This is a genomic window from Labrys methylaminiphilus subsp. lupini, assembly GCF_051161885.1.
Taxonomy (GTDB): Bacteria; Pseudomonadota; Alphaproteobacteria; order Rhizobiales; family Labraceae; genus Labrys.
On record NZ_JBMDIH010000001.1, the window covers coordinates 188,859 to 202,083 of the forward strand.

16 protein-coding genes are annotated in these 13,225 nt (G+C 65.2%); 9 read left to right on the plus strand and 7 right to left on the minus strand.

What is annotated here, in order from left to right:
- Positions 1-24: 24 nt before the first annotated feature.
- Positions 25-435: a carboxymuconolactone decarboxylase family protein gene (locus tag ACN6KF_RS00860; RefSeq protein ID WP_434955011.1), complete on the plus strand. Its 411-nt coding sequence runs from the start codon at positions 25-27 to the stop codon at positions 433-435.
- Between the two features lie 70 nt (positions 436-505).
- On the opposite strand, the gene ACN6KF_RS00865 is transcribed toward ACN6KF_RS00860, so the two are convergent.
- Positions 506-745: a BrnA antitoxin family protein gene (locus ACN6KF_RS00865; protein ID WP_068293266.1), complete on the minus strand. Its 240-nt coding sequence runs from the start codon at positions 743-745 to the stop codon at positions 506-508.
- A 204-nt stretch (positions 746-949) separates the two neighbouring features.
- Here ACN6KF_RS00865 and ACN6KF_RS00870 point away from each other — a divergent pair, with 204 nt between their 5' ends.
- Positions 950-1,948 carry a Gfo/Idh/MocA family protein gene (locus ACN6KF_RS00870; protein WP_434955012.1) on the plus strand — a complete coding sequence of 333 codons (999 nt, stop codon included), beginning with the start codon at positions 950-952 and terminating at the stop codon, positions 1,946-1,948.
- 239 nt (positions 1,949-2,187) lie between these two features.
- Here ACN6KF_RS00870 and ACN6KF_RS00875 read toward each other — a convergent pair whose 3' ends face one another.
- On the minus strand, positions 2,188-2,472 hold the full coding sequence (locus ACN6KF_RS00875; protein ID WP_434955013.1) for a hypothetical protein: 285 nt from the start codon (positions 2,470-2,472) through the stop codon (positions 2,188-2,190).
- A 10-nt stretch (positions 2,473-2,482) separates the two neighbouring features.
- Positions 2,483-3,802 (minus strand): 4-aminobutyrate--2-oxoglutarate transaminase, encoded by a 1,320-nt coding sequence (gene gabT / locus ACN6KF_RS00880; protein ID WP_434955014.1) that lies wholly within the window; start codon positions 3,800-3,802, stop codon positions 2,483-2,485.
- 319 nt (positions 3,803-4,121) lie between these two features.
- Here gabT and ACN6KF_RS00885 point away from each other — a divergent pair, with 319 nt between their 5' ends.
- Both ACN6KF_RS00885 and ACN6KF_RS00890 read left to right on the plus strand, forming a co-directional pair.
- Positions 4,122-5,117 carry a LysR substrate-binding domain-containing protein gene (locus tag ACN6KF_RS00885; protein WP_434955015.1) on the plus strand — a complete coding sequence of 332 codons (996 nt, stop codon included), beginning with the start codon at positions 4,122-4,124 and terminating at the stop codon, positions 5,115-5,117.
- Positions 5,118-5,428: 311 nt separating this feature from the next.
- The gene (locus ACN6KF_RS00890; protein ID WP_434955016.1) at positions 5,429-6,517 is read left to right on the plus strand and encodes a cell wall hydrolase; all 1,089 of its coding nucleotides are present in this window, start codon (positions 5,429-5,431) and stop codon (positions 6,515-6,517) included.
- 99 nt (positions 6,518-6,616) lie between these two features.
- Here the strand turns inward: ACN6KF_RS00890 and ACN6KF_RS00895 are convergent, their stop codons facing one another.
- Positions 6,617-7,432 carry a phosphate/phosphite/phosphonate ABC transporter substrate-binding protein gene (locus ACN6KF_RS00895; protein ID WP_434955017.1) on the minus strand — a complete coding sequence of 272 codons (816 nt, stop codon included), beginning with the start codon at positions 7,430-7,432 and terminating at the stop codon, positions 6,617-6,619.
- Between the two features lie 39 nt (positions 7,433-7,471).
- Positions 7,472-8,107, minus strand: coding sequence for a nitrile hydratase subunit alpha (gene nthA, locus ACN6KF_RS00900; protein WP_434955018.1), 636 nt, complete (start codon positions 8,105-8,107; stop codon positions 7,472-7,474).
- Positions 8,108-8,262: 155 nt separating this feature from the next.
- Between nthA and ACN6KF_RS00905 the strand changes: the two genes are divergently transcribed.
- From ACN6KF_RS00905 to ACN6KF_RS00915, 3 genes are all read left to right on the plus strand, one after another.
- A complete protein-coding gene (locus tag ACN6KF_RS00905) occupies positions 8,263-8,553 on the plus strand; it encodes a YggT family protein (RefSeq protein WP_434955019.1) in 291 nt (96 codons plus the stop codon).
- Positions 8,554-8,609: 56 nt separating this feature from the next.
- Positions 8,610-8,879 (plus strand): DUF167 family protein, encoded by a 270-nt coding sequence (locus ACN6KF_RS00910; protein ID WP_434955020.1) that lies wholly within the window; start codon positions 8,610-8,612, stop codon positions 8,877-8,879.
- Positions 8,880-8,952: 73 nt separating this feature from the next.
- Complete coding sequence (locus tag ACN6KF_RS00915; protein WP_434955021.1) at positions 8,953-9,285, plus strand: hypothetical protein; 333 nt, start codon at positions 8,953-8,955, stop codon at positions 9,283-9,285.
- Positions 9,286-9,320: 35 nt separating this feature from the next.
- Here the strand turns inward: ACN6KF_RS00915 and tesB are convergent, their stop codons facing one another.
- Entirely contained in the window at positions 9,321-10,193 is an 873-nt protein-coding gene (tesB, locus tag ACN6KF_RS00920) for an acyl-CoA thioesterase II (RefSeq protein WP_434955022.1), read from the minus strand.
- Between the two features lie 165 nt (positions 10,194-10,358).
- On the opposite strand from tesB, the gene ACN6KF_RS00925 reads away from it, so the two are divergent.
- Positions 10,359-11,573: a ubiquinone biosynthesis hydroxylase gene (locus ACN6KF_RS00925; RefSeq protein ID WP_434955023.1), complete on the plus strand. Its 1,215-nt coding sequence runs from the start codon at positions 10,359-10,361 to the stop codon at positions 11,571-11,573.
- A 160-nt stretch (positions 11,574-11,733) separates the two neighbouring features.
- Positions 11,734-12,318 (plus strand): SDR family NAD(P)-dependent oxidoreductase, encoded by a 585-nt coding sequence (locus ACN6KF_RS00930; RefSeq protein WP_434955024.1) that lies wholly within the window; start codon positions 11,734-11,736, stop codon positions 12,316-12,318.
- On the opposite strand, the gene ACN6KF_RS00935 is transcribed toward ACN6KF_RS00930, so the two are convergent.
- Positions 12,315-13,181 carry a LysR substrate-binding domain-containing protein gene (locus ACN6KF_RS00935; protein WP_434955025.1) on the minus strand — a complete coding sequence of 289 codons (867 nt, stop codon included), beginning with the start codon at positions 13,179-13,181 and terminating at the stop codon, positions 12,315-12,317. The two genes, ACN6KF_RS00930 and ACN6KF_RS00935, sit on opposite strands and share 4 nt — an antisense overlap.
- Positions 13,182-13,225: the final 44 nt, after the last annotated feature.

Sequence of the window (13,225 nt, forward strand, 5' to 3'; positions counted from 1 at the left end):
GTCCACCTCACACAGGAGCACATAATGGCCACCGTAAAACTTCTCAGCGACGACGAGGTCGCGGCCAACCCGGCCGCGAAGGCGGTGTTCGACGATATCAGGGCGACGCGCAAATCCGATTTCGTCAATAATTTCTGGCGTGGTCTCGCCAATGATCCGGTGCTGCTGAAACGCACCTGGGAGGAGGTCAAGGCGGTGATGGTGGGCGAGGGTGCCCTCGATCCGCTGGTGCGCGAATTGATCTATATCGCGGTCTCCTCGGCCAATGCCTGCCAATATTGCGTGCATTCCCATACGGCTGCCGCGCGGGCCAAGGGGATGAACGACGCACAATATGGCGAGCTGCTCGCCATCATCGGCCTGGCCGGCAAGACCAATCATCTGGTCACGGCCATGCAGATTCCGGCCGATCCCGAGTTTCTGGTGACGGGCTGAGATCGAGTTTTCAGCCTTCGTTTTCCGCATTCAGCTTGTCCGGCCGAAGACCGGGCTAAAGCGTTTTGCTCTAGTGATCGACGCCGGAAGCCTCCCGCAGGATCGCATTGATGCGGTCTTGCCACCCGGGCCCATCGCCCTGGAAGTGCTCCAGCACGTCGCGGTCAATCCGCAGCGAAACCAATTCCTTGGCATTGGGCAGCGCCGGCCGCGGCGCGGCAGCCGCCGGAGCCTTGGGCGCTGCGGGCTTGAAGACCGCCTCGGCATTCTTCCAAGGATCGCCCGGGCGGCGTGTTCTGTTGTTGCTCATGGGCTGAAACTGTTTCTGTTGGCGAATGGTGGGATCTGTCTATCTGCCGCCAATAGGAAGGTCGAGTCCATAGCCGGGGCCTGATGCGGCAGCGCAAATGCGTTTGGTCATCCACAGCCACGACAGGTCTTCCCTCTCGTCTCCGGCCATGCCAAGAATGCCGCCCATCGATAAGTCGGACTAATTTCCAGGGAGCGAGCCGGCATGGCCAAGACGCGTTGGGGTATCCTATCCACGGCAAAGATCGGCACGGGCAAGGTCATTCCCGGCATCCAGCGGGCGAAGGGCGCGGAAGCTGTCGCCATCGCCTCGCGCGACCTTGCCCGTGCCGAGGCCGTTGCCAAGGAACTCGGCATCCCCAAGGCCTATGGTTCCTATGAAGCCTTGCTCGCCGATCCGGATATCGATGCCATCTACAATCCCCTGCCCAACCATCTCCACGTGCCGCTCACCCTGCAGGCCGTGGCGGCGGGCAAGCATGTGCTGTGCGAGAAGCCGATCGGGCTGACGGCCCAGGACGCGGCACAGCTCCTGGTGCTGCCGCGCGACCGGCTGGTGATGGAAGCCTTCATGGTGCGCTTCCATCCGCAATGGCTGCGGGCCAGGGAGGCCGCGCGCTTGGGCGAATTGGGTGAGGTCAGGGCCATTCAGGCCTTCTTCTCCTACTACAATGTCGATCCGGCCAATGTGCGCAACCAGCTCGACATCGGCGGTGGTGGCATCCTGGATATCGGCTGCTATCCGATCGTCGCCGGCCGTTTCATCTTCGATGCGGAGCCGCGGCGGGTAATCGCCCTCATCGATCGCGATCCGGCGACGGGCGTCGACCGCCTCGCCTCGGCCATTCTCGATTTCGGCGAGGGGCGCCGCACGGAGTTCACAGTGTCGACCCAGCTCACTCCGCTGCAGCGGGTCGACATCGTCGGTACCAAGAAGCGTTTCGAGATCACCATCCCCTTCAACGCACCCCAGGCCGAGGCCGTGACCGTCTATACCGATGACGGCTCCAGGCTCGGCGACGCCTCGGCGGTGGCCGAGACCATCGCCCCGGTCGATCAATATGCCGAGGAGGTCGATGCCTTCTCCGCCGCCATCCGCGGCGAGATCACGCTGCCCTATGGCCCGGCCGACGCCGTGCAGAACATGAAGATCATCGATGCGCTGTTCCGCTCGGAAAAGAGCGGGGCTTGGGAGACGGTGTAGGGATTTTAAGGGGCGGGCGAGATGATCGGGTTGAAGATTAGGCTAAGCGTGCGAGCCCCCTCGCCCCGTTCTTACGGGGAGAGGATAGAGGTGAGGGGCTCAGCAATGCGCAGTTTTTCAAGGTTTGCGCCGCCCCTCATCCTTACCTTCTCCCCGTAAACGGGGCGAAGGGGTGGCTGGCGTTGCGCTTCTCGCCCTGAGTTAGCGCCTATCGGCAAGATGTCTGCGATCCCAGGGATTTATCGTCGCCTTTGCGAAAGAGGGATCTGCCTGAGATTGCAGATCTGCGTGCGCGTGCGGATCAGACGGCCCTGATAGCGCGATCCCGCCCGATACCAGCGGCAGCCATACCAGGGCGGGCGCCGCGTGGTCGTCTCGATATGCACGGACTTGTAGCGGCGGTGGGAGAAGTCGTGGCCGCCGATGAAGACGTTCTTGCCGAAGCGGACCTCGGCAAGAGCAGGCCCGCCGGCGCCGAGGAGCGCCAGCAGGATGGTGACGGCGAGGACCCGCAAACGGCCCATCGCGACAGGCTTACTTGGTGCCGAGCAGAGCGGCTTCGAGGATGTCGAGGCCTTCCTTGAGCACCTTGGGCTGGATGGTGAGCGGGGCGAGCAGGCGCACCGTTTCACCATAGACGCCGCAGGTGAGGATCATCAGGCCGCGCTCGAGGCACTCGGCCGCCAGGGCCTTGGCCGCGGCAGGATCGGGCTCGTTGCCGCCATGGCTGGTGACGAGTTCGAACGCCGTCATGCCGCCGAGGCCACGGATGTCGCCGATCGGGCGGCCGGTCTTCTTGCGCTTGATGGCCTTGAGGCGCTTGAGGATGAGCTCGCCCTGCTTGGTCGACTTGTCGAGCAAGTCCTCGGCCTCGAAGGCTTCGAACACGCCGAGCGCGGCGGCGCAGGCCACCGGATTGCCGGCATAGGTGCCGCCGAGGCCGCCGGGCTCCGGTGCATCCATGATATCGGCCTTGCCGACGATGCCGGCGAGCGGGAAGCCGCCGGCCAGGCTCTTGGCGGTGGTGATCAGGTCGGGCTCGACGCCGGAATGCTCCATGGCGAACCACTTGCCGGTACGGCCGAAGCCTGTCTGGATCTCGTCGGCGACCAGGAGGATGCCGTGCTCGTCGCACAGCGCGCGCAGGCGCTTGAGGAATTCCGGCGAGGCGATGTAGAAGCCGCCTTCACCCTGCACCGGCTCGATCACCATGGCGGCGACGTTCTTGGGATCGACATCCGTCTTGAACAGCCACTTCAGCGCCTCGAAGGTGTCGTCGACCGAAATGCCCTTGTGCTCGATCGGATAGGGCACGCGCCACACACCGCCCGGGAAGGGGCCGAACTTGGTCTTGTAGGGCACGACCTTGCCGGTCATCGCCATCGCCAGCAGGGTGCGACCGTGGAAGGCGCCGTTGAACACCACGACGTCGGAGCGGCCGGTATGGGCTCTGGCGATCTTGATGGCGTTTTCGACGGCCTCGGCGCCGGTGGTGACCAGCATCACCTTCTTGGGGCCAGAGATCGGCGCGATCTCGATGAGCTTCTCGGCGACCTGCACGGCCGGCTCGTAGGGCGTCACCATCAAGCAGGTATGGGTGTAGCGCTCGAGCTGCTCCTGCACCCGCTTCATCACGGTGGGGTGACGATGGCCGGTGTTGAGCACGGCGATGCCGCCGCCGAAATCGATGAAGCGGCGGCCTTCCACGTCCCAGATCTCGGAGTTTTTGGCCTTGGCGGCGAAGACCGGCTGGCCCGCGCTCATGCCGCGCGTGAAGACGCTGGCGCGCCTTTCCAGAAGGTCTTCCGTCTGGGTGCGGTTGGCGCCATGCGCCTTGGTGGCGGGTGCATTCATGGATCGAACTCCGATTGCTTGATCAATGCGCTGTGGGCGCATGCTATGGCGCTGTGCGACCGGCTCGTCAATCTCCGTGCGGGATCATCGACGGGCTGTTGTCCGATCGGTTCGGAGCCCTTCCGTGACGACGCTCTTGGATTGCGGCTGATCAGGCGCTTGGCTGGAATCCTGCCACGTCTTGCCGCAAGGCGGCAGGTGCTTTATGCCTGCCGCGGCGGTGCGGATTTGTAACCACTGAAGCCTTGAGACACCAGTCACCCGGCGCATTGCAGCAGGCAGGGCTGCGGGTCGGGATCGGGCATGGAAAGGGCGCGGCGTGGTGGTGGGTCCAGGCAATCAGTCTTCGAGCGAAGACGCACCGGGCGGCGGCGAGGAGATGAATGCCGGCGATGGCGCCGAGGCGGCCTTCGGCGGCCGGCTGCCGCCTTTGTCGATGCTCCGGGCCTTCGAGGCGGTCGGGCGCTTTTCTTCCATGCGCAAGGCCGGCGAGGCGCTCGGCGTCAGCCACACCGTGGTGTCCCGGCATGTGCGCCACCTGGAGGCCTGGTTCGATCTTCACCTCGTCACCTCCGGGGCGCGCGGCGTCAGGCTGACCAAGGCCGGCGCCCGCCTGTTCGAGGTGACGACCGCGGCTTTCGGCCAGCTCGCCGAAGTCACCGTGGAACTGCGGCCGGCCCAGCGCCTGCGCGGCCAGCTGCGGCTGTGGTGCGCCCCGGGCTTGGCAGCACGCTGGCTCACACCGCGGCTCGATGCCCTGCAGTCGGTGCTGCGGGACACGATCATCATGGTGCGTGCGACCTCCGACCAGCCCGATTTCGAGCGGCATGAAGCCGATGCCGCCATCATCTTCGCCGAGGAGGCTCCAGCATCGCCCGTGATGGCTGCACTTCTCCAGCGCGTGCGCATCTTTCCCGTCGCCAGCCCGGCCTGGCTGGCGACGCAGGCGCCGATAGCCAGCCTGGCCGACCTTGCCGGCCAGAAGCTCATTCATGAAGACAATGCCAGCCAATGGCACCGCTTCTTGCGTCTCGCCGGCTACCGAGCCGCCACGCTCAAGGGGCCGTGGCTGTGGTCGGCCTCATCCACCCATGATGCGGCCTTGGCGGGCCAGGGCGTGGCGCTGTCGACCAGCCTGCAGGCAGACGGGGACATCGCGGCGGGGCGGCTGGTCGAACTTCTGCAGACCGACGTCTCGCTCGGTGGCTATTGGCTGATCGCCCCCGAAACGCGCTGGCGCCATCGCACCATATCGACCCTGCTCAAATGGCTGCGCCAGGAGATCGGAGGTCGTTCCGCCGCAGAGAGAGACTAGAGGCGTCTCGTCCTCACACCAAGTCGCGAAGATGCTGACTTTTCCCGGGATCGCAGGCGTCCTCGCCTGCCCTTCCCACCCATCAGTCGAAGCACTTTCAAGAGCACATACTTCGACAGGTCCGCGTTTTCGAGACTTGGTATCAGACGCCTTCTGCCCGCCCAAAAGTGTTGCAAATCGGGCACGGCTGGCAAGATTCGGGTAACCATCCCGTTAAAAAGACACCCTTATGGAGAAGTTTTGCAGGCTCGTTGCAATTCCGCCACAAAAATGATTACCGGTCGTTAACTTTCTCACGACACAACGAGCGCATGAAGACACGAACCCTCACATCTGCCCTGCGTTTCCTCGCGATAGCGGCGGTAACCTCGGCTCTTGGCGGCTGCGCCCTCTTTTCGACCTCGCGCGTGGCCAGCACCACGAATGAGCGTGAGTGTCTGGCCCGTGCCATGTATTTCGAGTCCAACCGATCCAGCGATGACGGCATGCTTGCCGTCGGCACGGTGGTGATGAACCGCGTCGAGTCCGGCAAATATCCGCGCTCGATCTGCGGCACGGTCGGCCAGCGCGTGCAGTTCGCCCCGGGCGTGCTGACGAAGCGGATGAACGACTCGGGCCGCGAGCGTGCCTTCCGCGTGGCGGATCAGGTGATCAGCGGCAAGCGCTATCCGGGCATGTCGAAGAATGTGCATTTCTTCCACACGGCCGGTTACACCTACCCCTACAACAACATGCATTACGTCGCTGTTGCCGGTGGCAATGCCTTCTACGAGAAGCGCCGCCGCGGTGGCGATGCGCCTTATGCTCCGCCGGTGATGGTGGCCCAGGCCGAGATGCCGCCGCTGCCTACGACGGTGGCCGCTGCCGAGCCGATGCCCTCGCCACAGCCGCGCAAATATTCGCGGCCTGCTGCCCGCCCTCTGCCGACTGTGGCCTATCAGGATGATGCCGGTCCGCAGGCCGATCCCGTCATCGACATCCTGCCGCCGACCCGTCCTCGCCTCGGCCCGGTCAAGCGCCGCGCCGAACCCCAGGTGCAGGTCGCCCAGAATGACCCGGATGCCGGCATGATGCCGGAGGCCTTGCCGCCGGTGCGGCCGCGCGGTTCCATCGGCAAAGCGCATATCGGTGCAAGCCAGGCTGACGGCTCTCATGTCGCGTTGCCGCCGGTTCGTGGCCGCTCGCAGCCGCAGTTCAACTTCCAGCAAGGGCCGTCCGGTGCTGAGGCCGCTGCACCTGCGGCCAAGCCGAGGCGGCCCATGGTGGCCCAGTCGCGTACCGTTCCCACGATCCGTATCCAGCCCGAAGCCGTGCAGGCGGATATGGGCGGCATGCCCGAGCCGGCGCCTGCTCCCAAGGCCAAGCGGCGTTCGAGCCTGGAGCCGGAACCGCTCTACTGAGGCGCATCGAGATCTGTCGAGCCTTCCCCATACAGGGAAGGCTCCCGAAGGGCGGGTGAGGGGTCTCTCCGCCCTTTTCCTTTATGAGACCCTGGCCGGTCAGGCGATGGTAGCGTAGCCCTGTTCCCGCGCCTCGCGGTCCCAGGCCAGCGTCTTCTCGAAATCCGCTTGTTCCACCGGCGCGAAGCCGTTGAGCCGAAGCGCCTCGCCGAGCGGTGGGAACCAGGGCTGGTGATGGGCGGCCGCAAAGGTGGCCTTGAGCCGCACGATGGTCTCCGCCGGCAGGCCGGGAGCCGCCACGAAGGAAGGGATCGGTGCCAGCCCGGTGGAGCCGATCACGCGGATACCCTCGGTCAGGTCCGGGCGATAGGCGCGAATGAGCTCGTGCCAATAGCCGTCGAGCGGGCCGACATCGATCTCCCCCGCCAATACCTTGTCGAGGATACCGCGCGCGGTGACGAGATTGCCGACGACCTCGCGATAGAGGACCGGATGATCGGGCGAGCGATAGCGCAGCAGGTGATGGCGTAGCGCGTTGAAGCCGGAATGGGAGTGCTCGACCGTCCAGCCGATGCGATGGCCGAACGTATCCTCGATGCGCCGGAAGGGGCTGTCCGCCTTCACGATCAGATCGGAGCGATAGAGCGGCTTGCCGCCGGCCCATTCGGCGGCCGGGATGGGCGCCGCAATCGGGATCACCTCGGAGAGCTGGAAGGCGATCGGATAGCCGCACATGAAGACGCAGCCGAGATCGTCACGCTCCCACAGCACTTCCAGGGGCTGCGGGGCGGGGTAGGGCTCATAGTCGAAGGCCACACCGGCGCTCGCCATCACATGGCCGAGCAGGGTCTTCCAATGGTCCTCGACCTCCGGCGTGACCGAGTACATGCGGGCATTGGCGATAAAGCGGGTCATGCAGGCACCAGTTGAAGTTTCGTCGTTGCGAGTTGGAACTCACAGCCCTCCAGGCTGGATGGCAAGGCCGGTACCGATCATGGAATCGCGGGTGACGAGCTGGGCCAATGCCATCTCACTCCACCCCTTGGTGCCGTCGGGCCGCTGGGGCAGTACGAGGTAGCGCAGTTCCGCGGTCGAGTCCCAGACCCGGATTTCGGTGTCATCAGGCAGGGTGACGCCGAATTCGGCCAGCACCCCGCGCGGATCGATCACGGCGCGCGAGCGATAGGGCGCGGATTTATACCAGACCGGCGGCAGGCCGAGCACCGACCAGGGATAGCAGGAGCACAGAGTGCAGACGATGAGGTTGTGGAGCCCCGGCTTGTTCTCCACCACCTTCATATGCTCGCCCTGGCGGCCGGAATAGCCGAGCGAGGCGATGGCCGCCGTGGCGTCTTCCAGGAGCCAGGTCCGGAATTCCTCGTCCCGCCAGGCATGGGCGACGACATGGGCGCCGTTGCGGGGGCCGACCTTGTTCTCATAGGTGTCGATGAAGACGTCGAGGGCAGCCGGGTCGACATAGCCCTTCTCGACCAGCACGGCTTCGAGCTTCTTCACCCGCTCGGCCATGGGGGAGGGCGGCGCGCCATGGTGATGGTCGTCATGGTCGTGATCGTGATCGTGCGTGCTCATGGCGAATGTGTCGCAGAGATCGCAAGGAGAGGCAATGGTGCGGTGGACGGGCGGACGTCAAGTCCGCTTCTTCCCAATCCCCCGCACTTGCGGTGCACCCTTCCGGTCGCTAGATCAGGGGCAGGTGTGAATGGCCCGGAAGGCTTGGAGACCCGATGCGCGCAATCCTCGACATCATCCTCATCCTGCTGCAGCTCTATATCTATATCGTGCTGGCTTCCGTGGTATTTTCATATCTGGTGGCGTTCAACGTCGTCAGCCGCCGCAATCCCACGGTGGCGGCGATCGGCGATGCCCTCTATCGCTTGACCGAGCCGGTCTTCGCACCGATCCGGCGCCGCCTGCCCGATTTTGGCAGCATCGATTTCGCGCCCTTCGTGGCGATCCTGATCGCGATCTTCATCGAGCGGATCATCGCCTATTACATCTATCCCAACGTGCTTTGAGCGATACCGGTTTCGGCAAACCCTGGCGAATCACGTCGGATGGGCTGCTCGTCGCGATGCGCTTGACGCCTCGGGGCGGCAAGGATGTGATCGGGGCCGTGGAAATCATGTCGGACGGCAGATCTGTGCTGACGGCCAAGGTGCGGGCAATTCCCGCCGGTGGAGAAGCCAATCAAGCCCTGGTCAAGCTGGTCGCCAAGGCTGTGGGCGTGCCGACGAGCCGCGTGTCGATCACGCATGGAGCGACCAGCCGGATCAAGCTGGTGCTGGTGGAGGGCGACGGCGCCGCACTGGAACAATCAATTCTCGCCAGGATGGGCAGATAGTTGCGGAACAAATGACCTCACCTTGCGTTAACCAGGGCAATTTTGCACAGGCAAGGGTAGGGGATTTGGCCATATGGCGATGATTTTGCGTTCACTTCTGGCCGTGGGCGGCATGGTGCTGGCGCTCGATGCCCAGGCGGCCGAAGCTCCTGAGGTCGCAGCCTGCAAGGCAAGCGGCCTGCTCGCCCTTCAGCAGAAGTCGCCCGACATCGCCGATCTCGTCATCGACCAGGAAAGCATCGCCGTCTCGGCGGCGGATACCAAGGTCGGCGATGTGCCGGTCAAGGTCGTCGTGCTCGGGGAGGCCTATATCAAGCGGGCCAAGGAGACGGGCCGGCCCGACCGTTTCGTCTGCCTCATCGGCGAGAAGGGCAAGGTGCTCCTGACATTCTTCACGGCGAAATAGCCGCGACCGCCCTAGCTCCCTCTCGACGCGATGTCTCATGCCGGCGGCTTGTCCCAGCGCTTGCGGATCAGGCCTTCCTGGGCCACCGAGGCGATCAGGCGGCCATCCTGCCAGATCTCGCCGCGGGCAAAGCCGCGGGCGCCGCCGGTGAAGGGGCTCTCCTGCGCGTAGAGCAGCCATTCGTCCATCTTGAACGGGGCATGAAACCACATGGCGTGGTCGATCGATGCCGGCTGCACGTCGGGATCGAACACGCTCTTGCCATGGGCGACGAGCGTGGTGTCGAGCAGGGTCATGTCGGTGGTGTAGGCCAGTACGGCCTCGTGCAGGGCCCGATCGTCGGGCAGCTTACGGGCGGCACGGATCCAGATATATTGCCGAGGCTCCTGGGGCGTGCGGGCGATATAGCGCTTCATGTCGACAGGCCTGAGCTCGATCGGGCGCTCGCGCTCCCAATAGTCGCGGACCATCTTGGGCAGATGGCCGAGGAATTGATCCTTGAGCTCGGCGATGCTTGGCAATTGATCGGGGGTAGGCACATCCGGCATGGTCGCCTGGTGGTGCCAGCCTTCTTCGGGGCGATGATAGGAACAGGAAAGCGAGAAGATCGGCTGGCCATGCTGGATGGCGATGGCGCGGCGGGTGGTGAAGCTCTTGCCATCACGCAGCCGGTCGACCTGGTAGATGATCGGCACGCTCGGATCGCCCGGCCGCAGGAAATAGCCGTGCAGGGAATGCACATGGCGGTCGTGCTCGACGGTGCGGGTCGCTGCCACCAGGGCCTGGCTGATCACCAGGCCGCCAAAAACGCGCTGCCAGCCGCCCTGCGGGCTCGTGCCGCGGTAAAGATTGTGTTCGAGCTGTTCGAGATCGAGTATCGAGAGGAGATTCGCAAAGGGATCGGACATGAAGCTTTCCTTGATGGAGGCAGAGCATCGGTCCTTCCTAGAGCAAAGCGCGTTTTGGTAGAAACGCCCTTTTACTCTAGCTCTTTGGTCGGACGCGTCTTTGCGATTTGAGATGGTTCCGTCAAATCGCAAAACGCTTTGGAAAGTCAAGCGTGGGGTTCGGACATGGCCAGCAAAGCCGATCTTGTTATAGCCGGTGGCGGCTTTGCCGGCCTCGGCCTCGCTTTGGCACTGAAGACCGAGCTCGGCGCGAGCTTTTCGGTCATCATCGTCGATCCCATGCTCGGCAAGGGTCCCTCGCGCGATCCGCGCTCCTCCTCCATCGCCACCGGCGCGCGGCGGTTTCTGGAGAAGCTCGAGGTCTGGGAAGCCGTGGCCGGTGAGGCCCAGCCGATCCTCGACATGGTGATCACCGATTCCAAGCTCGACGATCCGATCCGGCCGACCTTCCTGTCCTTCGGCGGTGACGTCGAGCCGGGCGAGCCTTTCGGCCATATGGTGGAGAACCGGCTGCTGCTCGATGCCCTGGTGGCGCGGGCCGAAGCCTTCGGCATCGAGCTGCGCGGGCAGGGGGCCACTGTCAGCCGCTACAAGCTGACCGAGGACGGCATCACCGCCGAACTGCCTTCCGGCGACGACATCGCCACGCACTTGCTGGCGGCGGCCGATGGCGGGCGCTCGCGGCTGCGCGAGCAGGCCGGCATCGCCATGCATGGCTGGGATTACGGCCAGTCCGGCATCGTCACCACCGTCGAGCATGAACTCGACCATGAAGGCCGGGCGGAAGAGCATTTCCTGCCCGCCGGTCCCTTCGCCATCCTGCCGCTGACGGGCCGGCGCTCCTCTTTGGTCTGGACCGAGAAGACCGAGGAGGCGACCCGCATCCTCGGTCTCGACGATGTCGGCTTCCATGCCGAACTGGAGCGCCGCTTCGGCCTCAAGCTCGGCGAGCTCAAGGTGATCGGGCCACGCGCCGCCTTCCCGCTGTCGATGCGCATCGCCCGCAATTTCGTGGGCGACCGGCTGGCCCTGGTCGGCGATGCCGCCCATATCATCCATCCCATTGCCGGGCAGGGCCTCAATCTGGGTATCCGCGATGCCGCCGCTCTTGCGGAATGTGTCGCCGATGCCGCCGCGCTCGGCCTGGATATCGGCAGCCCGGACGTGCTGGAGCGCTATCAGCGCTGGCGGCGTTTCGACACCGTCTCGATGGGCATCGCCACCGACGGTCTGAACCGCCTGTTCTCCAACGACCACGATGCCATCCGCTTGGTGCGCGATGTCGGCCTTGGCCTGGTGGAGCGTTTTCCGGCTGCCAAGAAGCTGTTCATCCGCGAGGCTACGGGCCTGACCGGCACGGTGCCGCGCCTGATGCGGTAAGGGACGGAGCGCGGACATCCTGTCCGCTTGTTCCCCCAACCCAAGCGCAATGCTCGTTGGAAAGAAAGAGGCGGACAAGATGTCCGCGCTCCGAAAGCGCCCAGTTGCTCCCTTTTCACCAATCTGACACTGTCGCTGCTCGGTTGCGAATGAGGGCTGCATGGATCTGGAGTTTGCCGGCAAGGTCATCGCCGTGACGGGGGCTTCGCGCGGTGTCGGGCGGGCCATTGCCGAGCGCCTGGCGGCGGAAGGGGCGGCGGTGGCGATCGCGGCGCGCTCGGCGCAGGAGCTGGCCGATGCCCATGCCGCGATCGAGGGCCATGGCGGGCGCTGCCTGGCCTATGCCTGCGACCTTTCCGTGGCCGGAGAGGCGGCCGCCTTCATCGGCGCCGTGATCGAGATCTTCGGGCGCCTGGACGGCCTGGTCTGCAACGCGACCATGGCGACCGGGCAGGGGCAGGAACGCGAGGCCTGGCAGGCGGAACTGGCGCTCAATCTCGGCCATGGCGTCGAGGCCCTGGACGCGGCGCTGCCCGTGCTGGCGCCGACCGGCAGCATGCTGTTCATCGTCGGGGCCGATGCCGACAGCTGGCCGCAGGCGGCCTGCCGCGCCGGGCTGGCGGCTGCGGCCGAGCGGCACGCCGTGCGCGTCAACCTGATCGGCCGCAAGAGCGAGGCGCTGGCCGATAGCGCCGCCTTCCTGCTGTCGCAGCGCGCAGAGGGGATCAAGGGCGCGTTGCTCTAGGCCGCCAGGGCCTCCTGCTGCAGCACGGTTTCGCGCAGGAAGGTGGCGAAGCGCTTGGTGGCGACGCTGGCATTGGCGGGCACGACCAGGGCGATGTCGAGATGCGGCAGCTCCGGGAAGCCCTCGTCTTCGCCCAGGCGGCGCCATTCCTTGGGAATCGAGGAAATGCCGAGAATGGTGATCGCCATGCCGGCATTCACGGCCGAATGGATGCCGGGCATGTGGCTCGACGTATAGGCGATGCGCCAGGGCCTGTTCATGGCGTCGAGGGCGGCGAGCGCATCGGGCCGGCAGCGGCAGCCCTCGGGGAACATGGCGAGCGGCAGGGGATCGATCAGCTCCGGCCGATGGTCGCGCGCCGCGCACCAGGCCCTCGGCTCGCGGCGCAGCACTTCGCCGAGCGGGCGGGCAGGATCCTGGGTGATGATGGCAAGATCGACCTCGCCGCGCTCCAGCATGGGTTCGAGGCGGAAGGAGAGATCGCAACGCATTTCGAGCTGCACGCGCGGGAAGCGCCGGGAGAAGGCGCCGATCAGCGGCGACACCATCATGTCGACGAAGTCATCCGGCACGGCCAGGCGCACCCGGCCTGCCGCCTCGTCGCCGCCGATGGCGGCGAGCGCCTCATCCTCCAGGCTGAGGATGCGGCGGGCATAGCCGATCAGGATCTCGCCGGCGAAAGTCGGCGTCACCCCCTTGCGCGAGCGTTCCAGCAGGCGCTTGCCGATGCGCGCTTCCATGCGCGAGACGATCACGCTGACGGCGGCCTGCGTCTTGCCCAGCGCTTCGCCGGCGGCCGTGAAGCCGCCGCGATCGATGATGGTGACCAGCGTTTCCAGGCTGTCCGTATCGAAATGGCGCATATCCGGCGTTCCATAAGAAAATGAAATCCTGCCATAAGATACAT